Genomic DNA, 24,335 nt, shown 5'->3' on the forward strand with positions numbered 1-24,335 from the left:
ATAAGAAGTGTACTGAAAAAGGCTGCAAAAAGCAACCTATCAGCTTGAAGCATCTTTACTTGTTAATTGCCGGTGTTTGGCGGAGAACTTTTTGTTTAAATTTCGTCCACATTGGTGTACAAAATTCCGTCACAGCACAATAATCATCGACTATCGATACAATGTAACTTTCCTTATATTTCGGACGACTAACAGTTGCGCCCCACATGTGTTTAACGATGATGTCTTTTTCTTTAGGTGAGAGTTCTGTTAATTTTTCGGCATTCCGAAGCGCAATGCGCGGATGGATATAAGCATGTGTGCCTAAATCGAACTTCGTATCACGCCAGTCATAATAGAATAAATCATGTAATAAGCCCGCGCGTGCAATTGCTCGCGTATCAAGATGCCACTTCTTGGCAAGTTCATAACTGCGATAAGAGACGCTTAGCGAATGTTCCAAACGATCTGAATGATGATGTTGCGTATAGTTCGCTAATTTTTGGACTTCATCTTTAGCTAATAAATCGGCAATTAGAGCCATGTAATCCGCGTCATCGTACCATTTTGCTGTTGAATTCATTCAAAGACTCCTGACATTTTTTAAATTCAAATTCTGCCACAAGGATAACAGCTTTTCGTTCAAAAAAGAAGTTAAACGCCTTAAAAAGTTACGTTTGTTAGAAAAAATTAAGAATTAAGCTTCAATCAACTTGAACATTAAAATCCCAGCTGCGACTGCCACGTTTAATGATTCAGCATTCCCTGGAATTGGGATGTAAATATTTTGCGTTGTGGCTGCTAAGACGTTTTCATTCACGCCGTTCCCTTCATTACCTAGAATCAAGGCCATGTCATTTGCTTTAGGCACATCTTGATAACTGATGGCCTCTGGATTTAATTCCGTTCCATAAACTGGGACGTCTTGCGAATTGAATTTCTTCATCCAGTCCATCAAGTTACCTTGATAAATTGGTAAATGGAAGTGACTGCCTTGCATTGACCGCAAGAGTTTTGGATTATACAAGTCAACACTGCCATTGCCTAAAACAACGCCGGCAAAGTCTGCTGCGTCGGCTGTCCGAATCATTGTGCCGATATTACCAGGATCTTGAACAGCATCTAATAATAAGTAACGACCCGTTAATTTTTCTGGTACCGATGTTTCAGACATTTCAACAACGGCAAAAATGCCTTGGGGTGCTTTAGTTTCACTCAAGTGTTGCGCCACTTCTGGTGCAATTTCAAAAGTTTCATCGTAAAGACCGCGCAATGCGCGTTCGTCCACATATTTTTCAGTGGCGAAAACTTGGCGGATGACGGCCTTATTTTGGATTGCTTCTTGGACTAAATGCCAGCCCTCTAGTAGATACGTATTTTCTTTACGTTGGTTTTTCTTAACGGTTAATTTCTTAGCCGCCTTAATTTTAGTGTTTTGATTCGATTGAATGTATTCCATGTTGTGCTCCAGTCTATTTAGTACTTTCTATTATACGCGACTTAGTGGGTAAATTCTATCAAGGGTCGCTTTTTAATCGCCAAATCGGGTTGAACAGCTTACAATGAAGAGGAGGTGATGACAATGCAAAATGCAATTCAACTTGAAGTCTATGGCCGCGTGCAAGGCGTCGGATTTCGCTGGATGACCAAATTGGTCGCCGATAAACTCCATATCACAGGTACCGTTGCCAATCGTGACGACGGCTCCGTTAAAATTATTGCGATGGGCCCAGCAGACGCACTCGAAAAATTTATCGGTGCTGTCAAAGCTTCTCCCACCCCTAGTGGGCGCGTCGACCGTGTCATTCAAACACCGCTCGAAAATGTGTCAGCGTGTCATAAATTTTCGGTTGTCAGTTGAAAAACCTAGCCCCTTCAAGTATAGTTACACTTGTTGAAACTTATCTTGAAAGGGCTAAATTTATGAAAAATTCTAAACGCTTCGCGACACTCGCGATGCTTACAATGACCGTTACATTCTTTCTCGCTGGCTGTGTTCCACAAAAAATGAGCAGCCATCCCAAAGTCCCAACCGGCTTAATCTATGGTTCATCCTATAAATACATCGCCGTGCCGCTCCAACATATTATGGAACGCATTGCTGATGTTTTCGGTGGCATCAATGGTTACGGCTGGGCAATTATCATCATCACATTCGTTGTGCGGATGATTTTACTCCCATTAATGTTGAACCAATCGAATAAGATGACGGCCCAACAAGAAAAGACCCGTCGCTTGAAACCGCAATTAGATATTATCCAAGAACAACAAAAAGCGGCAACAACCCCTGAAGAAAAGGCTGAACTTAGCCAGTTGATGATGAAGGTTTATAAGGAAAATGATTCAAGCATGATGCCAAGTCTTGGTTGTTTAACCTTATTAATTCAATTACCAATCTTCTCTGGTTTGTATCAAGCCATCCAATACTCACCTGAAATTTCAAGTAGCCACTTCTTTGGGATCGGTCTTGGGAGCCCAAACATTATCATTACTGTGATTGCGACCCTCTTATATGTCGGTCAAAGTGCACTTTCATTAGTCGGGATGCCTGCTGAACAAAAGAAACAAATGCAAACAACCGTCCTAATGAGTCCTGCGATTACATTCTTCATTTCGTTATTTGCACCAGCCGGTTTAGCACTTTATTTCTTAGCCGGTGGGATTATCATGGTGATTCAACAATTAATCACGACATTCATCATCATGCCTCGTGTTAAAAAACGGATCGATCAAGAAATTAAGGAAAAACCAATCGTCACGGTTGTCACAAAAGAAATGTTCACTCAAAAAGCAGCAGTCAAACCAGCTGCCGACGTCACAGAAACACCAACAGAAACAAGCAACCCAACTGTCGCTACACCTAAAGTAGCTGGCAAACGCAACTCAGGTAAGCAACGGCATAAGCCACAAGCTTAACCAACAAAAAAAGCGGTGCGCCTCAATCAATTAGATGATTGAAGCGCACCGCTTTTTTAATCCGTATTAACTGGTTCTTCTGATTTTGGTTCTACTTCACGAATCAGTGGTAACTCAACTCTAAAAACAGAACCGTAGCCAACGCTACTTTCTAGCGACACATTCCCGTCATAGCCTTCAACGAGTTGTTGGGCAATTGCTAATCCCAATCCATTGCCACCTTTTTCCCGACTCCGTGCTTTGTCAACGCGATAGAACCGGTGAAAGACTTTCTTCTTATCTTCTTCCGAAATACCTTCACCAAAGTCTTGCACGGCCACTTGCGCATACCGCTCATCACTAGCGACGGCAATATGAACTTCTTTACGTATCGTTGAATATTTAATCGCATTATCCAACAGAATAATCATAATTTGTTCTAAGTGATTTCGATTAACATGCACTAGCGCTGGTTGGTGCAAATCATTGTCGAGCATAAAATTAAATTCTGGATATAACATCTCGAAGTTATGGTAATTCTGAAGAACAACTTCCCCGACATCGGTCACTTCAGTCGTTCCTTCAGTCACGACTTTATCTGCCCGTGTTAAATCAAGCATTTCTTGAATTAAATTTTTCATCCGCAAGATTTCTTGTAACGAAGCCGCTAAAGATTCTTCCAGTACCTCTGGATCATCTTTCCCCCATCGATTGAGCAGTTGTAGATGCCCTTCAATAATCGCAACTGGTGTCCGCAACTCATGCGAAACATCACTGACGAACTGGTCTTGCTGTTCGAAATAATGCTGAATTCGATTCAACATACCATTAAACGCACTGACCAGATCAGATAATTCATCTTGACTATGCCCAGTCTCAGGAATTCGGACATCTGAATTAGGCTCTGAATTAATGGCTTCTATCGTTTTTTTAATAACTTCGATTGGTCGCAAGAATTGGTTGGCTAATAAATAGCCAATCAATGCACTAAATAACATAGCAAAAAAGACAACCACAACTAACACAATTCTTAATTCAGTCATAGCGTGGTTATAATCACGGACGTTATTGACCACCTCTACATAACCAATTACACGGTTTTGACTTGTCTTAATCGGACTAATGCCAATCAGCCGCATCTTACCAAAAATAGCTTTGCGTTTTAATGTATCCGTATCGCCTTTTGGAAACGGACCAATCGCCCCGCGCGATGCAAACAAACCCTTCTTGTTTGCATCATAAATCTTAACTGTAACATCCTGTTGTGCTAACCGCGTTAAAACCGCATCTTGATAGATGGCTTTAGGGCTGTGACGGTTCGGATCCAATTGATTGGTGACAAAGCCTTCTGTAAGATGTGGCCCATTGCTGGACAATCTCGCTTGTACGACGGTCACCGTATCGTGTACATTATCGACTTCTCTGTGTAGCAAGATATTAGAGATACTACTAAAGATCACAATTGAAAAAATCGCAAAGGTGATAAAAATGGCCAACCCAACCGCAGCTGCCCATTTCACCTTTAACGATATTTTACGACCCTTATTTGTTGTCGATGCTACCGTTTCGTCCTGCATCACGAGCGCATCACATAACCCATTCCACGAACCGTTTGAATGTAACTTTGTTCGCCAGAACGATCAATTTTATTTCGTAAGTAACGGATATAAACATCGACAACATTGGTTTCAACATCCGAATCGTAACCCCAAACTTTGCTGAGTAAGACATCGCGTGCCAAAACAACGTTGACGTTTTCCATCAATGTTAATAATAATTCATATTCACGTTTCGTTAGTTCAATCACATCATCACCACGCCGAACAACTCGGTTTTCTTTTTCAACCGTTAAATCACGGTAAGTAACCGTCGTTTGTTTAGCAGCGTTATGTTCGCCTTCGATATCAATTCGCCGTAGCAATGCCCGTAAACGCGCTAATAATTCTTCAATGGCAAAAGGCTTAACGATATAATCGTCTGCGCCATGATCTAACCCAGAAACACGGTCAATCACTGAATCACGAGCCGTCATCATAATGATTGGCGTATTCTTAACTTGGCGGACCCGACGGCAGACTTCTAACCCGTTTAATTCAGGTAACATCAAGTCTAATAAAATCGCGTCCCATTCTTCATTCAAGGCAGCTTCTAAACCAGTACGCCCATTGAAATGGACCTCTGTCTCATAACCCTCATGCTTTAATTCAAGTTCCACAAATCGAGCTAAATTTTTCTCATCTTCAATAATCAATATGCGACTCATTTAGTCACTCCCCAAAAAAGAATTTTTAATGGACTCTCTAAATTCTAATCAATGATAAGAATTCTCTAAGAAACCTCAAGCGCCAAAATCGGCTTACCTTTCCATTCTAGCATAGTTCCAATTAAATAACTAATTAATCTGACTCTCATCTGATGGCAATTTGGTAATAATCGAAAAAACACCTGCGCCTTAATAATCGGCTCGGGTGTTTAGAGAAACGTGCTTCCTCGAACTGTCTTTTCCGGTTAACCGTAAAATGATGCTTATGGCTAAGAACCACCATAAGCATCATTTTTCTGTTAATCCTCAAAGCCAAAAACGTTCGACTCATCACTCTATTTTAAAACGCGCATCCCGTCGAAGCCATTTCCGCTTAATCTAAAATTGCCATTAATCCTAAAACCGGGATTAATGGCAATTTTTTATTAATGCTCAATGACTAAATGCAATAGTCAGCACTCTTGTACTAAAACGTGCTCCAGTAGACATCCGCTTCCGGTTAGTTACATACCGCAAACGATCGGTTTCACCGCTCATTTACGATATTCCACTAATCCTCAGCGCATCCCCGTCTACTTGCGCACTCTATTGTTCTTTATACCAAGTATAATGGAATGTGCCTTCGCGGTCTGTTCTTTGGTATGTGTGCGCACCAAAGTAATCGCGTTGTGCTTGGATTAAGTTTGCTGGTAATACTTCTGAACGATATGAATCAAAATATGTGATAGCAGCTGAGAAACCAGGTGCTGGCACACCTTGTTGGATGGCCATTGCAGCTACGTCACGAACAGCGCCTTGATAATTCTTTGTAATATCTAAGAAGTAATCATCCAACAATAAGTTGTTTAAATCAGCTTTTTTATCAAAGGCATCCGTAATCTTTTGTAAGAAACGGGCCCGAATGATACAGCCTTCACGCCAGATCTTAGCGATTTCGCCATAGTTTAATGACCAGTCATATTGATCTGAAGCAACCCGCATTTGTTCAAAGCCTTGCGCATAGCTCATGATCTTGCTGAAGTACAATGCTTGGCGAATCTTTTCGATTAATTCTTTTTTATCTTCTGTTAATTTAGCAACGGTTGGGGCTGGTAAAATCTTGCTTGCAGCCACCCGTTCGTCTTTCATTGCTGAAATATAACGTGCATAAACAGATTCTGTAATCAATGATTGTGGCACACCCAATTCAAGGGCGCTTTGTGAACTCCACTTACCAGTTCCTTTGTTACCAGCAGCATCTAAGATGACGTCGACAATTGGTTTATCCGTTTCTAAATCATCTTTTCGCGTTAAGATGTCCGCTGTGATTTCCATTAAATAACTGTCTAATTCGCCGTGGTTCCATTCTTTGAAGACATCAGCGATTTCTTCAACAGATAAACCAACAACGTTTCTCAATAAATTATAACTTTCTGAGATGAGTTCCATATCACCATATTCGATCCCGTTGTGGACCATCTTAACATAGTGACCAGCACCGTTTGGCCCGATGTATGTGACACATGGTTGGCCATCTTCAGCCTTTGCTGACATTTGTTCTAAGATTGGTGCAACTAATTCATAAGCTTCTTTTTGACCGCCTGGCATCATTGAAGGGCCTTCTAATGCGCCTAATTCACCACCAGAAACACCCATTCCGATAAAGTTAATGCCTGACTTATCTAGTTCAGCATTCCGACGAATTGTATCGCCAAAGAAGGTGTTCCCGCCATCGATTAAAATATCACCTTTATCTAATAAAGGTAACAATTCGTTGATGACAGCATCTGTACCAGCGCCGGCTTTAACCATTAAGATGATTCGCCGTGGTTTTTCTAATGATTGAACAAATTCTTCAATTGTATAGCTTGGTACCAATTTCTTTTCGCTGTGATCTTGCATCACTGCTTCTGTCTTAGCACCTGTTCGGTTATAAATCGCAACGGTGTAACCGCGACTTTCAATGTTTAATGCTAAGTTCTTGCCCATAACTGCCATCCCGATGACACCGATTTGTGGTTGACTCATGTAAAAGGCCTCCTAAATGATTTCTAAATTTAAGCGTTGTTGACTATCAAAACGACAACGCGTCTACTGTGTTTATGTTAGCAGAATTACGCTTTAAATAAAAGCATTTTAACTAATTTGGTCCGGTCCATTTAACAAATTGGGTATAAAAAAACGCCAAACTTAGTCGGCGTCATTGTTTTGTTCTTCTAATAATTGTTTAAGCTTAGCAAATTCAGGATTGGGTGCCGTTTCTTCTTCAGCCTGTTGCTTAGCATAGGCTTCTTCAGAAATGACTGACCACGACTGTCCGGCTGGCATCACATCATCTTGTTCTTCTTCTGGTGTTAGGATGTGACTTGGAATGTGCAAGAGAATGTGATCTTCAACAGCTACCTGTAGCTCTAGGGCTTCGCCTTCGATTGGGAACAAAATATCTTCGTCCGTAAATCGTCCCAACTGCTCGTCTTCTGGATCAACGTAGATTTCAGTGAATTCAAAATCCATTGGCAAGGCTACTGGATCTAAACTCCGCGTTGAAGGCACTGTTAATGTCCCGACCACATGTACGCGTGCAATTACAGCGCGCTGGTCAACCGTTAATTCACCGTCTACTACAAATGGTGTAGCATCTAGGACATCAGCTTCTCTTTTTTGTAAACTTTCTTTTAACATCAATGTTTCTTTAAACATCAATGGATGATCACGATGTTTTAATAATGATTGGACTGTCCATTTTAACAATGCTCGTCATCCTTTCTTTGGTTAAAAATCGGTTGGCGGGCAAAATTCTGTGATTGCCAGCCAAACTGTTCTTGTAATCGATCAACTCGCACCTCTAACCCCAGTGGGCCCTCTTCGGCACCCAATTTAGCTGAGACCTTACTGATAAGTGGTTGATCGAGCGTTTTTTTCAACGTGTGCAAATGCGCCTGGCCGACTTGGTTAAAGCCAAGCAAATGGATGGGCCGCTGCGCTAATGATTGTTCAATATCCGTTTGTTGAATATTCAACAGGACGTATAAACAAACCCGTTTCAAGCGTGCATAAGTATATCGCTTTGTTTTAAGTGCCTGTAACAACTCGGCATACCGATTGACTGAATGAATCACCCTTTTGAAACGGTACTCCAAGCCCTCTGACATCTGATAAATCTGCCGAAGTTGGGCAAGGGGTGTACTTTCAATTCGGTATTTCAATAGCGGCCATAGTTGGTCCCAATCCAGATGCGATTGAGTCTGGAGCGCTGTTAAAGTCGAATGCGGCATCACTGGGGCTAACTGTGCCCAGTCATCACCCTTTGTTGCCGCCTGTCGGATAGCACTGGCACTAGCAAATTGTCCCGCGCCAATCGTTTGATCGCCGTGTTGTGCCTGCTCACGCTTAATCGCAAGCAACTGCATTGGCACTTCAAGTTGCGCGTTGGCAACCGCATAACTGACCCCTAAGAGGTGATTGGGTTGATCTAAATTTAAATTTAATTCTGCTTGATAAAACTCATTGAGCTGCGTCGCATAAGTTTTTTGATAATCAATAAACGTCTGTGACTTGGCCTTTAAAGCTAAAATCTGTTGCCCGACTTGCTGATAGTCAAACGTTGGATATTCACTGCCAAACGCTAAGGTCTGACAACCAAGCGCCGCCAATAACTTGACGGCCCCATCAGCAAAACGGTCTGCAGGTTGGACAGCACTGGCAAATGGCAATTCGACGACCATATCAGCACCATTGCTCAAAGCAAGTTGTGCGCGCGTCCATTTGTCCAAAATCGCGGGTTCACCTCTTTGCACATAGTTACCGCTCATGCAGACAATCACTAAATCTGCGTGCGAAGCTGCCCGCGCCTGTTGCAATTGATACCGATGTCCATTATGTAGCGGATTATATTCCGCAATAATCCCCGTAATTCTCATGCGTCCTCCGCCTATTTCACTGCGCTAAAGAACCAACGCACACTATCTTCTTGAACGGCTTCTTGGCCAAAATCAGCACTGACTGATACATTCTTGAACCCAGCAGCTTCTAATGCTGCAACATAATCTACCACCGGATAAGTTCGTTCATGGTGTAATTCATTAAGTTCTTGATAACCGTCAATCTCGTCATCCCAGATAAAAAAGCTGAGATCATGTTCAACTGAATGTGGTACTTCACCTGCGTAACTCGTCCACATGAAGGCCGTTTCTGCCGTCTTATCGTTATACATAAAACCTGGGAAAAGCTCATCCATTTGATAAAGTGAATGGGCATCAAATAGAAATTGACCACCTGGCTCTAAAGTTCGATAAACTTGTTCAAAAACTTGTTGGACATGCGCTAAATCTGGCATGTAACAGATCGAGTCGTCAAAACAAGTGACCGCTTCAAACGTCCCAATTTCGCCTAAGTCAAGCATGTCGCCTTGTAATAAAGGTAACTCGACCTCGGCTTCAGACGCCTTTTCAGAAGCGATACTCAACATCTCGGCCGATAAATCTAAGCCGACAACCTCTAGCCCTGCTTGTTTTAGCAAGATGGCTAAATCACCAGCCCCACAAGCTAGTTCTAGGACTCGATGTTTATTTTGTAACGTCTGCAACGTGTAATCCCGCCATTGACCATATAATGAATGATCCATCAAACGGTCATAGACGGTTGCAAAGCTTTGGTAAATCATTCTTCATCCAACCATTCGGAAACATCAACAAGTGGTGCTTGATCCCAAAGTTTTTCAAGGTTGTATAAGGCACGTTCTTCTGGCATGAAGGCATTGATAACGATATCGCCAAAGTCCATCAAGATCCAACGTGAACCCTTTTTACCTTCGATGTGTTTTACGAAAACGCCATTTTCTTCTTCTGCGTCTTCAATGGCGTCAATAATTGCGCCTAATTGACGTTCTGACGTCCCAGTTAACATCACGAAGTAATCAGCTAATAAACTGATGCCTTCCATGTTCATTGCGACGATGTCTTCTGCTCGTTTGCTATCAGCTGCTTGCACAGCAATTTTTAAAATATCTAAACTTTTCACTAAAGTTCTCCTTTATTTGGCTTGAGTCGGTACCCAAGCATTGTATGTGTCGATTGTTTTCGGATAAATCTGCTTCTTGCCCTGAATTAAAAAGGTCAATGTATTTAAGATTTCATACCGCACGCCGGCTGCTAAATCAGCCATTGCTGTCTCACGAGCAGCTTCTGCGCCCGGAAAATTGCGCCCAGGTTCGACAAAATCCGCCACAAATAAAATCTGATCAATCAAGGTCATTTCTGGCGCACCAATCGTATGACGACGCACAGCATTTAAAATCGTTTCATCATGGATTTCTAAATCACGTTCAATGAAATAAGCACCAACAACACCGTGCCAGATGGCATTACCGTAATTGAGTAGTTCTGGATCAAAGCCTTGCGTTTTAATCGCTTCAATGAACGTTTCATCTGGTAATTGCTTAGCATAGTCATGCACTAAACCAGCAATTGCCGCGCGTTCAACATCTGCGCCATTTTTTTGTGCTAATTGAATCGCGGTGGCTTCCACACGCAAACAATGTTCAAATCGGCTTTCAGATAAGTTAGCGGCAACTTTAGCCACTAACTCAGCCCGTGTATACGGCACGATGTTTTCTTGATAAACAAAATCACTCATGATAGAGGCCCTCTTTTTGAATGTATTCAAAGACTGGGTCCGGTAACAAGTACCGCACTGAACAGCCTTGTTGAATCTTATTGCGAATTTGCGTTGAACTGACATCAATTACCGGTGCGTCCACCCATAAGACTGGATACGGCGTTTGTTGAGCATACCCTGTTCGTTTAACACCAACAAATTGGACTAACTGCACTAAATCATCAATTCGATACCAAGTAGGCAAGTAGTCGACCATATCACCGCCAATGATGAAATAATAATCGATTTCAGGGTGTTGTTGTTTTAATGCCACGATCGTATCGTAGGTGTAACTGACACCGCCACGTTCAATCTCCGTTAAATCGAGTTCAAAATGCGAATTGTCAGCGATGGCACGTTCTACCATTGCAACACGGTGTTTTGCTAGTAATGTTTTTTTCTCATCAACGTGCGGTGGATTGGCATCTGGCATAAACAAAATTTTATCGAGACCGAGTTGGCTACGAACTTGTTCTGCCATCACTAAATGACCGATGTGTGGCGGGTTAAATGTGCCCCCCATAATGCCGACTTGCAAGCGATGGCCATCTTCTACAACCAACACGTCCGGTTCAGTCACATGATTTGTCTGCTTTAGCGTTGCACTTTGCATCTGATCACCGCCTTATTAGCGTCCGAGCTTAGTAACAATCGTTGAAATCTTTTGGTATTTTTCTTTCCGTGAAGCTTTATAAATCACCAATGTTCGTCCAATTTTTTGCGCAATTTCGATGCGACTGTCATGTTGTTTTAAGAAGTTGGCTAATTCATCAACGGTCACTTCTGTTGTTTGTAACAAGTTAATCTTAACGAGTTCTCGTTTTTCGATGGCCTCTTCAATTTGTTCGAAATAAGTTTGGCTTAAGCCGTTTTTGCCTAGTTGAAAAAGTGGTTTAGTGGTTTGCGCTAAACCGCGTAAGTAATGTTTTTGTTTGCCTGTTAACACGTGCGATACTTCCTTCCCTAATTAAATTAATGCTTTCCGAATCATGACTGAGACACCTTTAGGCGCATATCCCGCAACCACGACATTTTCTGGTAACGTAATCCAGCCTAACCCAGCAAACACTAAATCACTCTTTTGCTTTGTTGAGAATTCATACCGTTGGAGTTCTGGAAAATCAGCTAAATCTTCTGGATGTGGTGGCTGTAGCATGTCCCCTAATTGCTTAGCGTAGAATTGATCTGCATTTTCAAGTTTAGTCCGGTGAATGTAAAGTTCATTGTCAAAATAACCGACAAAGCCATGCCGTGCACCTTGAATGAAATCAAAACGAGCTAACCCACCCAAGAACAATGTTTGTTGTTCATTTAATTGGTATACTTTTGGTTTAATCCGCTTTTGCGGCGCAATCAACCGTAAGTCTTTATCATGTAAATAATGCGCCATTTGTTGGGCATGCATAATCCCTGGTGTATCAATCAATGCATGATCATCTTCATACAATGGAATATCGATGCGATCTAAAGTCGTTCCTGGGAATTGTGACGTCGTAATCACGTCGCTATCTAAAATCCCAGTTTGCTTGATAATGCGGTTAATCAACGTTGATTTACCAACGTTCGTCACCCCAACAACATAGACATCGCGGCCTTTACGTTCGCGTTCAATCACGGCCAATAATTCATCAACTGAATTCCCTTTTTTAGCACTGACCAACATCGTTTCAACCGGATGTAAGCCATGTTCTTTCGCTTCTTTTTGAATCCAATTGATCACTTTATTTGGGTTAAGAGCAGATGGTAAGATATCAACCTTATTCCCCACTAAAATCACGGGGTTATCGCCGATAAAACGATGTAACCCTGGAATTAAACTCCCATTAAAATCGAAGATATCGACGACGTTTACGATCAACGCGTCACTGTCGCCAATTTGGTTCAATAAGGCTAAGAAATCATCATCATTTAATTTGATATCACTGATTTCGTTGTAGTGTCGTAATCTAAAACAACGTTGGCAATACAATTGACCCGTTTCCAAGCCTTTTTTAAGCGCTGAATTGGGCGTATAGCCGAGTGCTTCTTTGTCCGTTGTTTGGATGCGAGCGCCACAGCCAATACAAAATAGTTCTTCCTCAGTTTGTTGTGTTTCAGTCATTTAAATCCTCCCGCCAAGTTAAATCTGCGTGTTTTTTTAGTAGTTGTTGCATAATATATTTTTCAAAGAATCGATTAATCGATGTATTCCAGGCATCACTGTCAATAATGGGTTTGACCAATATCGTCCGGACGCCAGCCACATTACCGGCATGCATATCGGTAATCAATTGATCGCCAACCATCACCACTTCATGTCGCGAAAGGCCAAGCTGCTTCTTCGCTTTGGTAATCCCAGTTGCCAATGGCTTGTTCGCCCGAGCAATGAATGGTAATTGCAATTCACTGAGCGCGCGTTGCACGCGATCATGGTTGTTATTTGAAACAACCATCACGGTGATTTCGGCAGCTTGCATCTGTGCTAACCAAGCTTTTAACTGTGGTGTGCCATCGGGGTTATTCCACGCAATTAACGTATTATCTAAATCTGTTAAAACGGCCTTAATCCCTTTTGCCTTAAGTTGTTCTGGTGTTAAGTCGTAGATGGCATTGACCATCCAAGTTGGCTTGAAATTCTTTAGCATGTACTGTCCCCTCGACTTTAATGTGCTTTCATCAACAGCTTCTTGCGCTTTGCTACACTTATCAGATCGGCGCTTGCAGCGCCAACTCGCTAAGTTAGGCAAATGCTCGGAAGCTAACCGTGGATGACGCACTTCTTTTCTTTAACGTGCTTTTCAAACCATATTCCTGTGCCTAGCGACACAAGTCAAACGATTGCTTGCAGCAGCCATTCGCCTTGTTAGGCTAGTGCTCGGAGTATACCAGGTTTGAACGCACTTCTTTTCTAACGTGTCTCAGTAGGCATATTTCTGCGGCTAGCGACGTCCGTCAAACGACCAACAAGTTGGTCATTCGCCAGACTAGGCTAGTCCTCGAAATATAACCGTCTACTGACGCACTTCTTTTTAATCTAGTCACTGATTAATTATAGGGTATTTGACACCAAATTGCACCTTTACGCGGTTAATTTCCATAATTTCCAACTAATTCCTAATCCATTTAAATCCATAAGTCAAACTAATCGACTTTTAGCCCCAACTCTGGTACGTTTAAAGAAATTGAGAGGATGTGTTTGTTATGGAAAAATTCGGTTTTAATCACTTTGGCGGCCCTGACGTTTTCGAACGTTTCGATCAGCCTCAACCAACTCCAAAGGACAACCAAGTCCTCATTAAAGTGCTCGCTGCTGGATTGAATCCATACGATGTTGCACTACGGAATGGTTCACAAGATTCAGTGCGCCCATTACCCTTCCCAATCTTTCCTGGTACAGATGTGGTTGGTGAAATCGTTGAACTTGGTGCTGACGTCGATGATTACCGCGTTGGCGAAATCGTCATCAATCACCGATCAATGGGTGCTTATAGCGAATACGTAACGGCTAGTACTGCGAAGATTCTCCGTAAGCCAGCCAGCATGAGTATCGCTGAAGCAGCCGGTTTACCCAGTGCCGGCATCACTGCTTACAATACGCTGATGCACTTCACAAACTTTAAACACGGCGATACAATCGCTATTATGGGTGCCAGTGGTGCCGTTGGTAGTTTACTCGTTCAATTAAGCTTAGCAGCTCATTTAAACGTGATTGCAATTGCCAATAGTGCTAACCTAGACTATCTGCGCTCATTCGGTGTCCAAGAAGTAATTGCTTATGATCAGCCATCTGACTTCGAACGACTTGCGCAGACCGCTAAAATCGGTATCAACTTAAGTCGCGATCCAGAATCAACTGAACGCCTCAATAACTTAGTTGCACCAGGTGGCACATTCACTTCAACGACCATCTTACCAACAGACGATCAACAACGCGCTGACATCAATTACCAATCTGTCTATCCGCGTAAGGATTATGCAGATTTAACCGCCTTACAAGATTTAAATGAATTGATCGATCAAGGTTTACTACACAATACCGTCTTCAAGACGCTCCCATTTACTTTGGAAGGCATTATTGAAGGCCACAAGCTCCTTGAGAGTCATCATGCCCCAGGTAAGATTGTTATTAGCCACTAATTTTATAATGATAAAAGAAAGAGTCTAGAACAAAACGAAGTTTTGTCCCAGACTCTTTTTTTGATCTTTAATTATTTGTTTAATGCATCTTTAGCAGCTTCAACAACTGATGTAAATGCAGCAGCATCGTTAACAGCTAAGTCAGCTAACATCTTACGGTTCATGTCGATTTCAGCGACTCTTAAACCGTGCATTAATTGGCTGTATGAGATGTTGTTCATACGAGCAGCAGCATTGATACGAGCAATCCATAACTTACGGAAGTCACGTTTACGTTGACGACGATCACGGAATGCATAACGGTATGAAACCATTACTTGAGTATTTGCTGATTTGAATAATAAATGTTTAGCGCCGCGATAACCCTTGGCTAATTTTAAAATCTTTTTACGACGTTTGCGCGTCACTGTTCCACCTTTAACACGTGGCATAAGAATTTCCTCCTTGAATAACAAACAACGTCAAAGCGTTGCTGTACTGATCTAATTTTTGCTTGAATCCGAAAATGCTATGGCTTATTTAAGGCCTGATAACATTTGACGGATACGTCTCATATCGCTATTTGAAACCATTCCAGATTTTCTTAATTGACGACGTTGTTTCTTAGTCTTGCCGTGGAAACGGTGACTTGTGTAGGCGTGGCTGCGTTTTAGGCCGCCATTACCTGTACGTTTAAAACGTTTTGCTGAAGCACGGTGTGTCTTAAATTTTGGCATGATATTTCCTCCTAATAAATCAGAAACAGACTTTTTATTTTTGGTCCTTTAGCGGTTCTAACATTAAGAACATGCTACGGCCATCCATTTTAGGACGTGCTGTAACTTTAGCGATGTCCTCTGTTTCTTTAGCAAGTCTTTCCAATACACGTTGCCCAATTTCTTTATGCGTAATTGCGCGCCCCTTGAAACGAATAGAAGCTTTCACTTTATCGCCTTTGCCAAGGAACTTACGTGCATTGTTCAACTTAGTATTAAAATCATTTTGTTCAATTGTGGGACTAAGACGAACCTCTTTGAGGTTAATGGTTTTCTGCTTCTTACGAGCGTCACGTTGTTTCTTTTGAAGCTCGAAACGGTACTTACCATAGTCCATAATACGAGCAACGGGTGGTTTTGCGTTTGGTGAAACCAAAACAACATCCATATTAGCTTGATCAGCTAATGCAATTGCATCTTGAGTACTCTTAATACCAAGTTGTTCGCCATCTTGAGCAATCAAACGCAATTCTCGTGCACGAATACCATCGTTAACCATCAAATCTTTTGCTATGACTCTTCACCTCCATAAAGTTTAGAGAGAAAATGCAGCTAAGTAATAAAAAAAGCGGCCCTCTCATAACAGAAAGGCCCGCTTGTTCGGTTACTTAGTTCGTCCGAATTAGAAACTATCAGCCCAGAGACATCAAGTGTCTACTAAGGCGAGAAGCGGGAACTTCTGCTTTATTTCTCAACGAAAATAAGTATACTCGGTTAGGAATTTAAAGTCAAGGAAATCCCGCATTTAAATTTACGTGTACTTAGTTGCCGTAATGATTGTCCACTAAGTGCGTGGCTTTTACTTCGTCAATGTTGTGTGTACCAGCTAATTGCATGACTAATTCTAATTCTTTTTGCAAGTAGTTAAAGACACTTTGTACCCCTTGTGCACCGCCAAGTGCTAATCCGTAAATGACTGGGCGCCCAATTGCAACGATGTCTGCCCCTTCAGCCAATGCTTTAAAGACGTGTTGACCACGACGCACACCACTATCAAAGACGATTGGTACCCGTTTATTAACTGCCTTAGCAACGACGTGTAATGAATCAAAGGCTGCAGGGCCACCGTCTAATTGACGACCACCGTGGTTGGATACCCAAATCCCTTTAGCACCGGCTTGAAGTGCAATTTCAACGTCTTCTGCTGTTTGAATCCCTTTAACAAAGACTGGTAAATGTGTGTATTCAGAAATGAATTCAACATCTTTAGGGTTCAAACGTTGTTTAGCTGATTTGTAGACGGCATCCATTGTTTGGCCCACACCTGTTTGGTAAGCTTCAACGATTGGTAACCCGACTGGGAATGTAAAATGATTGCGTTTATCGGTTTCGCGGTTACCACCAACTGTGGCATCAGCTGTTAAGACAATCGCTTTAACGTTATGCGCCATCGCTTCGTCTAAAATCTTACGATTGATATCGTTGTCCTTACTCATATAGAGTTGGAACCATTGCGGTGCGCCATCTGCTGCGGTTGCCATATCATCGATACTTGCTGACGCAAATGAACTCATGGTTAAGATTGAACCGTAATCAGCCACGCCTTTAGCGGTTGCCGCTTCCCCTTTAGTATTCACTAACTTATGAGCTGCAACAGGTGCCATAATGATTGGTGATGTTAAGTGATCGCCAAAGATTTCGGTAGTTGTATCTGGATTTTCGATATCTTGTAAAACCCGTGGTGCGATGTATTTGTGATTAAATGCCGTAATATTTTCGTTAATGGTATAAAGATCACCCGCGCCACTGTAAATATACCCAAAGCCACCCTTGGGAACAACTTCGCCGGCTTCTTTTTCCAAGTCATAGAGGTTAATAATGTCCAATGGTTGCTCTGCTGAACCTGCTTGATATTTTTCTGTCGTCATAATAACGCCTCCCATTAATCAACGATTGGAATCGTTTACATATTTATTATACCGCTTTTTTAGTTGTGCGCAATTAAAAAAACAAAAAAACGTCCGAAATGTCAAAATAACATTTCGGACGTTTTAATAACCGCTTATAGGTTGATTGTTTTGTGATCTTTACCATCGCGACTGTAGTTACCAACTTCAGCAACGATTGCACCTACAAACATATCTGAAGCTTCTTCAGCAGCGTTTTCTTCACCGTATTTACGGACAGAAACCGTTGCGTCAGCAACTTCTTGATCCCCAACAACTAATGTATAAGGAATCTTGCTTGTTTGGGCTTCACGAATCTTATAACCCATCTTTTCATTACGATCATCAATGCGCACACGTAAACCATGTTTGATCATCGCATCTTTGACGTTCTTTGCATAATCATAATGTAATTCATTCTTAACGGGAATAATCACAGCTTGAGTTGGTGCTAACCATGTTGGGAAAGCGCCCTTGTAGATTTCTGTTAAGTAAGCTGTGAAACGTTCCATCGTTGATACTAAACCACGGTGAATCATAACTGGACGGTGCATTTCGCCATCTTCGCCAACATATTGTAATTCAAACCGTTCTGGCAACATGAAGTCTAATTGGATTGTTGAAAGTGTTTCTTCATTGCCCATAGCTGTCTTCGTTTGAACATCCAACTTAGGACCGTAGAAAGCAGCTTCGCCTTCAGCTTCAACGTAATCTAAACCAAGATCATCCATAGCACCTTTTAACATCGTTTGTGCTTTGTTCCACATTTCATCATCAGCATAGTACTTTTCGGTATTAGCAGGATCGCGGTAGCTCAAACGGAATGTATAATCGTTGATATTGAAGTCTGAGTACACTTCAATCATTAATTTCAAAATTGACTTGAATTCATCTTGAATTTGGTCAGGACGAACGAATGTATGTCCATCATTTAAAGTCATTTCACGCACCCGTTGTAACCCTGAAAGCGCACCTGATTTTTCATAGCGGTGCATCATCCCTAGTTCAGCTAACCGAATTGGTAATTCACGATATGAACGTGGGTGGTGTTTGTAAACTTGGATATGTGATGGGCAGTTCATTGGGCGTAATTCAAGCATTTCGCCATCACCCATATCCATTGGTGGGAACATGTCCTCACGGTAGTGATCCCAGTGACCTGATTGTTTGTACAAATCTAAGTTCGCTAGAATTGGTGTGTAAACATGTTCATAACCATTGGCAACTTCTTTATCAATGATGTACCGTTCGATTGAACGTCGGATGGTAGCACCATTTGGCAACCAATAAGGCAAGCCCGCACCAACCTTAGGATCAACAAAGAATAAGTCTAATTGGTTCCCAATCACACGGTGATCACGTTCTTTAGCTTCTTGACGACGCTGTAAGTCAGCATCTAAGTCAGCTTGTTTGTTGTAAGCTGTTCCGTAAATCCGTTGTAACATCTTATTACTTGATTTACCTTGCCAATAAGCGCCGGCAACCGATAAGAGTTCAAAGACCTTAACGTCGCTCACTTTAGCTAGCATTGGTGCTAACCCAAAATCAGCAAAATCGCCTAATTTGTAAACTAAGACTTGGTCTGTTTCCATTTCATCTAATAATGCTAATTTGTAAGTTTGCCCAGCAAATAGTGTTTTAGCAGCAGCTTTGTCTAAGCTGACACGTTCGATTGCCCCGCCAGCTTGGATTAACTTGCTCATTGCTTTTTCAATGTCTGGTAAGTCGGTCACAGCTACTTGACCAGCTTCGTTTTCGGTATCATAGAAGAAGCCATCTTCAGTTGCATGTACTTCGCCGAATTGCATCTCGGGATAAGCACGGTTCAACGTTGCAGCTAAAACAAAGGCTGCCGTATTCCAAATTGCCATCAAATCGGTTGCTTTGTCGTCTTTAGTGATGATTTCAATTGCCCCATCTTCTAAAATTGGTTGCTGTAAATCAACTAATTCACCGTTCAATTTACCGGCAATTGCCTTTTTAGCTAAGCTTGTACTAATTGATTTAGCAACATCTAAAAGACTTGTTGCTTGTTCAAATGCCTTTTGGGCACCATCTGGAAAAGTTAATTGAATCTCTGCCATTACTATTCACTCCTTCTAATTTGTCATCAACAATAAAAAAAGTCCCTGAGACGCACGAATTGTGCAGCTCAGGGACGAATTAATTTCGCGGTTCCACCCAGATTGAGACCCCAACATTTGGTTCTCCAACTTTAAGCGTCTATAACGGAAACGACCCGATCAGTTGTATTGCCTTTGAAAGTGGTCAATTAAATGGGGGTGAAAAACTTTCAGCTATGTTTTTCTCTCTGCGATGGTTCATTTAAAAGGTGTCTTTCATCATTGATTGATTCTATTAAAACACTTAATTGCTTTTTTAGCAAGCCTAAATTACTAAGGTTGTAAGCGGCGATTTTGACCACCAACTTCAATTTCTTGCGCTAAATAGCGCACACGTTGCATGATGCGGGCCGCTTTAACCGGTTCGTCTCCTTGGTTGCTAGTTGTCAAATGCGTCTCTAATTCAGTCATTGTGAAGTTTGAACTGAAGAAGGTGGCGAGTTGTTCTTGCATTCGATATTGCAAAATAATGCCAAGTACTTCATCCCGAACCCACGCACTCATTGCATCAGCACCGATATCATCAATCATCAGAATCGGTGCTTTTTTTATCACGTTAACCTTTTCTAACACATTGTTTTGCCCAATTGCATTCTTCATCTCCACTGCAAATGTCGGGAAATGAATCAACGTGGTTTCAAACCCGGATAACGCCAGTTCGTTGGCAATCGCACCTAACAAGTAAGTCTTGCCAACCCCGAATTGCCCGCTAAGGTACAAGGCTTGGTGAAAATCATGGGGTGCTTGCCGATAAGCCCCGATAAACGCGGTAGCTTTGATCAATGCGTCAAATCGATTGGTTGGATCGTATGAATCAATCTTGGCCTGTTCAATATCGCGCGGCATATTAATTGACTTCACTCGTGCATGCAAGGCAGCTTGTTCGCGCTCTTGTAATAAACTTGCCGTAGGCTCATAACTGACATCGATAAAATGGTTATTTAAGACTAACTTTGGCGCATAACCTGGTGCCAAAGTGGTTTGCCCATTAGCTAACTTCTTCTTTTCGATGACGTATTCGTAAATTTTAGCGGCACTACGCGTGACCGTTTCTTGTGATAAGCGGTCTTTGTTAGCTTGTATAAATGCTTGGACATCGGAATCGTTCAAGGCATCTTCGACCAATTTATTAAACTGTTGGTTTAACTTTTGCCGATTCATGTAATCCGTCAAATCTTTACCCATATTTTCCATTACGATTCCCGCCCCTCACGAATTTTTTTCAACGCCACTTCTAGTTCATGCTGATGCTCAGGTGTGGTTGTTTCTTTTGGCGCTTGATAATCTGGTTTAGCCCATTTAGGTACTGGTTCTTTTTTAGTTTTGTTCTGATAACGCGTTTGGCGATTGTTTTGCACCTTTGCCGTCTGTTTGGTTTGGAAATCGCGAATCTGCAAAATCGCATCCGCTGCCGTCTTAACCCCTTGTTGAGCCCACTGGTTCGCAATCCGATCGACTAGCGCCTGAGTGAGCCCATCATATTGCGTAATGATATAAACGACCAAAATATTGAGCACATCATTGTTAAAGATATAGCGGTTTTGCAAGTCCTTTAACGCCCGGATTTCATTTTTAGCGACAAAGCCGTGGTTCTTTTGTTTCAAGTATTCGAGATAATCAACTGGCAAGTAGCCCTGACTTTCTGTTAGCCACTGCAATTCCTGTTCGTTAAAGCCGGCTTTTTGCCATTCTTTTTGTAACTCGGCTAACGGTTTTTGCGTTGTTGTAGCAGCTGGCGTTTGCCGGTTACTCTGACGTCGTGTGTAATTGTTCAAGACGTTCTGTTCGAGCGCTGCCATATTAATCGTACTGTCAGCAACATTCATCGTCAAGCCAATCAAACGCGCTAAGTCCATCTCATCTAGACCATAGAAATAATGGAGATTAAACAAGCCCTGTTCATTTTTGAGAATTTGATCCGTATCAATCTGGTATTGCGCCGTTGCATCTTGTAATAGGTCCCAATCAAAAGTCCGCAACTCAACCGAGGTAAACTGCGGTGTGCTAGCTGCTTTTTGTTGATACATTGCCTTAGTTTCAGCCACACTGCTTGGCGCGGTCGTCAATAAATCGTTTTGCACATGGAAAACGGTCAAGAAATTCTTAGTGACCTCTTGATAATCCTTGGCGTAAACCGGTCGTAGCTTGAAATAGTCACGGAGTTCCACAAACCGTGTTTCGCGGACCGCTTCGAACAATGCCACACTTAACAAATCATCGTTAAAAAAAGCTTGTGGTTGCAATGGCGCATACAGTTCATACACCAACTTGCGGCCAGTTCCCTCATTTTTTTGATACGTCCGCATTAAACCAAGTGCTTCCAATTTGCTGCGGCTGTCATAAAAAGCAGGTAAATCAACACTCAACAGATTTAACAAAGTCGCATGTGTTTGAAAATGTTGTTCCGTTTCTTTCTTGGTTTGACTCCATAACAAAAGATAGAGACTGTAAGCAACAGCCCCCATCAATGGTTGATATAAGTAAGTGACGACTGTTTGATCGAAATCGGTCAAATAGTTAGCTTTTGTCACTGAAAAGCCGTCTTTTGGACTCAAAAAATCAAATGCATCTGACATCGGCTAACCCCTCTTCCTTAATTCGATTTCTTCGTCTTTTCTTTATTCATCATTTCTTGTAATTCACTCATAAAGACATTCATATCCTTGAATTCGCGATAAACACTGGCAAAGCGAATGTAGGCAATCTGATCAATATCTGGTAACAAGCGCATCACATATTCTCCGACGGCTTGTGAAGAGACTTCGTTTTCACCCAATGAGCGAATCTTATTCTCAACTTCATCAACTACTTCAGTCATTTGCTCCATTGTAACGGGGCGTTTTTCAGCAGCACGAATTAGCCCGCGCAATAATTTATCACGGTTGAATTCTTCGCGCGTTCCGTTTTTCTTGATTACCAACAATGGGGTTTGTTCCACTCGTTCGAACGTTGTAAACCGGAAACGACAATTCTCACACTCACGGCGACGACGAATCACTCGCCCTTCATCCGTGGGACGACTATCAATTACCCGCGAACTATTCTGATGACAATGTGGACATAGCATAATGACACCTTCTTATCTTTTGATTAATTCGTTTCAAATTCAATCCAATTTTAAAACAATTAGTATAACAGTAGTATAACATGCCAGGCAAGCAGGCTAAACAAAAAATGTATCAGTCTCAAGGCATTTCGCCTTTTCCAAACAAAAAAGCGGTCGAACAGAATAATCTGTTCGACCGCTTGTATTACTTGTTATGACACAACTGTTGTAACAACGCCAAAACACGTTGCCGCAACATTGCAGGTGTGCCTTGATTATCAATCACGAAATCCGCTCGCGCTTTTTTGGTCGCCAAATCACTTTGACTATCAATTCGCGCATTTGCCTGTTCTATAGTCAATTGGTTACGTGCCATCAAACGTTGCAATTGTGTTTTACGTTCAACGTAGACAACTGCAACACCATCGCAATATTGCTCGTAGTGTTGTTCATATAACAGTGGCACATCCAACACAACCAGCGGTGCATCTGCTGCTTGCATCTGTTGTTTAATGGCTGTCAAAATAGCGGGCCCAGTAATCGCATTTAACTGAGTCAAAGCCTCTAGGTTACCGAAGACTTGCTGGCCCAACATAGGCCGATCAACTTGACCATTTTTGACAACTGCTTCGCCAAAGGCTGCTTGCAATTGTGCCTGTACCGATTTATTAGTCGCTAATACCTGATGAGCAACTTGATCAGCATCAATCACCGGGATTCCCTGTTCTTTAAACAATGCCGCAACAGTCGACTTCCCACTGGCAATGCCACCCGTTAAACCTAGAAAATACGTCATTGAACCGCTTCTCTCTTAATCTGACACCGCGGACAGAAATGCGTGCCACGCTGTGCTACTTTAATTTTCTCAATCGGAGTCTGGCACCGATCACACGGTTGCCCTTTCTTACCATAGACGTGCAACATATCCTGAAAGGCCCCAGCGTGACCCGCCGCGTTTAAGAACGTATTGACTGTTGTCCCACCGTTATTGGTTGCCAGTTCTAACTCTGTGATGATTTCATCATGCAAACGATCTGTTTCAGCTTTCGTCAATAAATTCGCCGGTGTTTCTGGGTGAATCTGGCTCAACCACAACGTTTCGTCCACATAGATATTCCCAAGACCCGTTACAATTTTTTGATCCAGCAACAGTGGTTTAATCGCTTTTTTATGTTTCTGTAACGCCTGATAGAAGGCGGTTTTCTTAAACGTTGTTGGGGTTGGTTCAACCCCTAAGTCCTTCAATCCAGAAACAGTGTTTTCTTGACCCGTTTCAATTAATAACATTCGGCCAAACTTACGTGAATCAAGATAACGTAACTGTTGTCCATCTGTAAATGTCCAAATCACATGCGTGTGCTTAGTCATTGGTACAGATTGATCATCAACTTCGTATTTGCCTTCCATCCGCAAATGACTCACAACAGTTAAGTTTTGATCGAAACGAATCAATAAATACTTACCGCGTCGATCAACACCGATAATTTGGCGTCCAACAAGACCTTCAACAAAAACATCGTCTGGATTACTGATAATTTTCGACCAGCGAATCTCAATTGCTTGAACCGTCTTACCGACCACTAATTGTTCCAATCCGCGGCGCACATTTTCAACTTCTGGTAATTCTGGCATTGTGTG

Annotated in this window: 27 protein-coding genes and 1 other annotated feature; of the genes, 3 read left to right on the forward strand and 24 right to left on the reverse strand. The window is 42.0% G+C overall.

Features of this window, described 5'->3' with window-relative positions:
* Positions 1-55: 55 nt before the first annotated feature.
* Complete coding sequence (locus ACF1X7_RS00910) at positions 56-562, reverse strand: HD domain-containing protein (protein WP_004265191.1); 507 nt, start codon at positions 560-562, stop codon at positions 56-58.
* Positions 563-676: 114 nt separating this feature from the next.
* Positions 677-1,438 (reverse strand): TrmH family RNA methyltransferase, encoded by a 762-nt coding sequence (locus ACF1X7_RS00915; RefSeq protein WP_064777348.1) that lies wholly within the window; start codon positions 1,436-1,438, stop codon positions 677-679.
* 123 nt (positions 1,439-1,561) lie between these two features.
* Between ACF1X7_RS00915 and ACF1X7_RS00920 the strand changes: the two genes are divergently transcribed.
* Together ACF1X7_RS00920 and yidC are read left to right on the forward strand one after the other, a co-directional pair.
* Positions 1,562-1,840, forward strand: coding sequence for an acylphosphatase (locus ACF1X7_RS00920; protein WP_054644053.1), 279 nt, complete (start codon positions 1,562-1,564; stop codon positions 1,838-1,840).
* 62 nt (positions 1,841-1,902) lie between these two features.
* The gene (yidC, locus tag ACF1X7_RS00925) at positions 1,903-2,895 is read left to right on the forward strand and encodes a membrane protein insertase YidC (protein ID WP_004265351.1); all 993 of its coding nucleotides are present in this window, start codon (positions 1,903-1,905) and stop codon (positions 2,893-2,895) included.
* Between the two features lie 56 nt (positions 2,896-2,951).
* On the opposite strand, the gene ACF1X7_RS00930 is transcribed toward yidC, so the two are convergent.
* From ACF1X7_RS00930 to ACF1X7_RS00985, 12 genes are all read right to left on the reverse strand, one after another.
* A complete protein-coding gene (locus ACF1X7_RS00930; RefSeq protein ID WP_064777350.1) occupies positions 2,952-4,451 on the reverse strand; it encodes a HAMP domain-containing histidine kinase in 1,500 nt (499 codons plus the stop codon).
* Positions 4,451-5,137: a response regulator transcription factor gene (locus ACF1X7_RS00935; RefSeq protein WP_035185953.1), complete on the reverse strand. Its 687-nt coding sequence runs from the start codon at positions 5,135-5,137 to the stop codon at positions 4,451-4,453. The genes ACF1X7_RS00930 and ACF1X7_RS00935 overlap by 1 nt, the downstream gene beginning before the upstream one ends.
* Before the next feature lie 585 nt (positions 5,138-5,722).
* Positions 5,723-7,144 carry an NADP-dependent phosphogluconate dehydrogenase gene (gndA, locus tag ACF1X7_RS00940; RefSeq protein WP_056966059.1) on the reverse strand — a complete coding sequence of 474 codons (1,422 nt, stop codon included), beginning with the start codon at positions 7,142-7,144 and terminating at the stop codon, positions 5,723-5,725.
* A 162-nt stretch (positions 7,145-7,306) separates the two neighbouring features.
* Positions 7,307-7,867, reverse strand: a complete 561-nt coding sequence (locus ACF1X7_RS00945) for a DUF177 domain-containing protein (protein ID WP_004265358.1) — start codon at positions 7,865-7,867, stop codon at positions 7,307-7,309.
* Positions 7,861-9,036 (reverse strand): nucleotidyltransferase, encoded by a 1,176-nt coding sequence (locus tag ACF1X7_RS00950; protein WP_411162350.1) that lies wholly within the window; start codon positions 9,034-9,036, stop codon positions 7,861-7,863. The genes ACF1X7_RS00945 and ACF1X7_RS00950 overlap by 7 nt, the downstream gene beginning before the upstream one ends.
* Before the next feature lie 11 nt (positions 9,037-9,047).
* On the reverse strand, positions 9,048-9,779 hold the full coding sequence (locus ACF1X7_RS00955) for a class I SAM-dependent DNA methyltransferase (RefSeq protein ID WP_004265190.1): 732 nt from the start codon (positions 9,777-9,779) through the stop codon (positions 9,048-9,050).
* Positions 9,776-10,135: a ribosome silencing factor gene (gene rsfS, locus ACF1X7_RS00960; protein ID WP_411162351.1), complete on the reverse strand. Its 360-nt coding sequence runs from the start codon at positions 10,133-10,135 to the stop codon at positions 9,776-9,778. The genes ACF1X7_RS00955 and rsfS overlap by 4 nt, the downstream gene beginning before the upstream one ends.
* A 12-nt stretch (positions 10,136-10,147) precedes the next feature.
* Positions 10,148-10,750: a bis(5'-nucleosyl)-tetraphosphatase (symmetrical) YqeK gene (gene yqeK, locus ACF1X7_RS00965; RefSeq protein ID WP_004265192.1), complete on the reverse strand. Its 603-nt coding sequence runs from the start codon at positions 10,748-10,750 to the stop codon at positions 10,148-10,150.
* The gene (locus tag ACF1X7_RS00970; protein ID WP_064777352.1) at positions 10,743-11,384 is read right to left on the reverse strand and encodes a nicotinate-nucleotide adenylyltransferase; all 642 of its coding nucleotides are present in this window, start codon (positions 11,382-11,384) and stop codon (positions 10,743-10,745) included. The genes yqeK and ACF1X7_RS00970 overlap by 8 nt, the downstream gene beginning before the upstream one ends.
* A 15-nt stretch (positions 11,385-11,399) precedes the next feature.
* Complete coding sequence (locus ACF1X7_RS00975) at positions 11,400-11,717, reverse strand: YhbY family RNA-binding protein (protein WP_004265227.1); 318 nt, start codon at positions 11,715-11,717, stop codon at positions 11,400-11,402.
* 21 nt (positions 11,718-11,738) lie between these two features.
* Positions 11,739-12,872: a ribosome biogenesis GTPase YqeH gene (gene yqeH, locus ACF1X7_RS00980; protein WP_039099013.1), complete on the reverse strand. Its 1,134-nt coding sequence runs from the start codon at positions 12,870-12,872 to the stop codon at positions 11,739-11,741.
* Positions 12,865-13,395, reverse strand: a complete 531-nt coding sequence (locus ACF1X7_RS00985; RefSeq protein WP_039099012.1) for a YqeG family HAD IIIA-type phosphatase — start codon at positions 13,393-13,395, stop codon at positions 12,865-12,867. The genes yqeH and ACF1X7_RS00985 overlap by 8 nt, the downstream gene beginning before the upstream one ends.
* A gap of 556 nt (positions 13,396-13,951) precedes the next feature.
* Here ACF1X7_RS00985 and ACF1X7_RS00990 point away from each other — a divergent pair.
* Positions 13,952-14,887: an NADP-dependent oxidoreductase gene (locus tag ACF1X7_RS00990; protein ID WP_035185948.1), complete on the forward strand. Its 936-nt coding sequence runs from the start codon at positions 13,952-13,954 to the stop codon at positions 14,885-14,887.
* 71 nt (positions 14,888-14,958) lie between these two features.
* Here the strand turns inward: ACF1X7_RS00990 and rplT are convergent, their stop codons facing one another.
* From rplT to mutM, 10 genes are all read right to left on the reverse strand, one after another.
* Entirely contained in the window at positions 14,959-15,318 is a 360-nt protein-coding gene (gene rplT, locus ACF1X7_RS00995; protein WP_039099011.1) for a 50S ribosomal protein L20, read from the reverse strand.
* A gap of 84 nt (positions 15,319-15,402) precedes the next feature.
* Positions 15,403-15,603 (reverse strand): 50S ribosomal protein L35, encoded by a 201-nt coding sequence (gene rpmI, locus ACF1X7_RS01000; RefSeq protein WP_004265303.1) that lies wholly within the window; start codon positions 15,601-15,603, stop codon positions 15,403-15,405.
* Between the two features lie 34 nt (positions 15,604-15,637).
* Positions 15,638-16,141: a translation initiation factor IF-3 gene (infC, locus tag ACF1X7_RS01005; RefSeq protein ID WP_004265288.1), complete on the reverse strand. Its 504-nt coding sequence runs from the start codon at positions 16,139-16,141 to the stop codon at positions 15,638-15,640.
* Between the two features lie 55 nt (positions 16,142-16,196).
* Positions 16,197-16,333: a sequence feature (ribosomal protein L20 leader region), on the reverse strand.
* Positions 16,334-16,403: 70 nt separating this feature from the next.
* Positions 16,404-17,510 carry a lactate oxidase gene (locus ACF1X7_RS01010; RefSeq protein ID WP_065825451.1) on the reverse strand — a complete coding sequence of 369 codons (1,107 nt, stop codon included), beginning with the start codon at positions 17,508-17,510 and terminating at the stop codon, positions 16,404-16,406.
* Between the two features lie 134 nt (positions 17,511-17,644).
* On the reverse strand, positions 17,645-19,612 hold the full coding sequence (gene thrS, locus ACF1X7_RS01015; protein ID WP_146954954.1) for a threonine--tRNA ligase: 1,968 nt from the start codon (positions 19,610-19,612) through the stop codon (positions 17,645-17,647).
* Positions 19,613-19,924: 312 nt separating this feature from the next.
* Positions 19,925-20,845 (reverse strand): primosomal protein DnaI, encoded by a 921-nt coding sequence (dnaI, locus tag ACF1X7_RS01020; RefSeq protein WP_004265316.1) that lies wholly within the window; start codon positions 20,843-20,845, stop codon positions 19,925-19,927.
* A complete protein-coding gene (locus ACF1X7_RS01025; RefSeq protein WP_004265267.1) occupies positions 20,845-22,227 on the reverse strand; it encodes a replication initiation and membrane attachment family protein in 1,383 nt (460 codons plus the stop codon). The genes dnaI and ACF1X7_RS01025 overlap by 1 nt, the downstream gene beginning before the upstream one ends.
* A 17-nt stretch (positions 22,228-22,244) precedes the next feature.
* Positions 22,245-22,718 carry a transcriptional regulator NrdR gene (gene nrdR, locus ACF1X7_RS01030; protein ID WP_039099004.1) on the reverse strand — a complete coding sequence of 158 codons (474 nt, stop codon included), beginning with the start codon at positions 22,716-22,718 and terminating at the stop codon, positions 22,245-22,247.
* 184 nt (positions 22,719-22,902) lie between these two features.
* Positions 22,903-23,493 carry a dephospho-CoA kinase gene (gene coaE / locus ACF1X7_RS01035; protein ID WP_039099393.1) on the reverse strand — a complete coding sequence of 197 codons (591 nt, stop codon included), beginning with the start codon at positions 23,491-23,493 and terminating at the stop codon, positions 22,903-22,905.
* Positions 23,490-24,329: a DNA-formamidopyrimidine glycosylase gene (gene mutM / locus ACF1X7_RS01040; protein ID WP_004265356.1), complete on the reverse strand. Its 840-nt coding sequence runs from the start codon at positions 24,327-24,329 to the stop codon at positions 23,490-23,492. Before mutM ends, coaE begins: the two co-directional genes overlap by 4 nt.
* Positions 24,330-24,335: the final 6 nt, after the last annotated feature.

This window comes from Latilactobacillus sp. VITA-14 (assembly GCF_046580785.1).
GTDB lineage: Bacteria > Bacillota > Bacilli > Lactobacillales > Lactobacillaceae > Latilactobacillus > Latilactobacillus curvatus.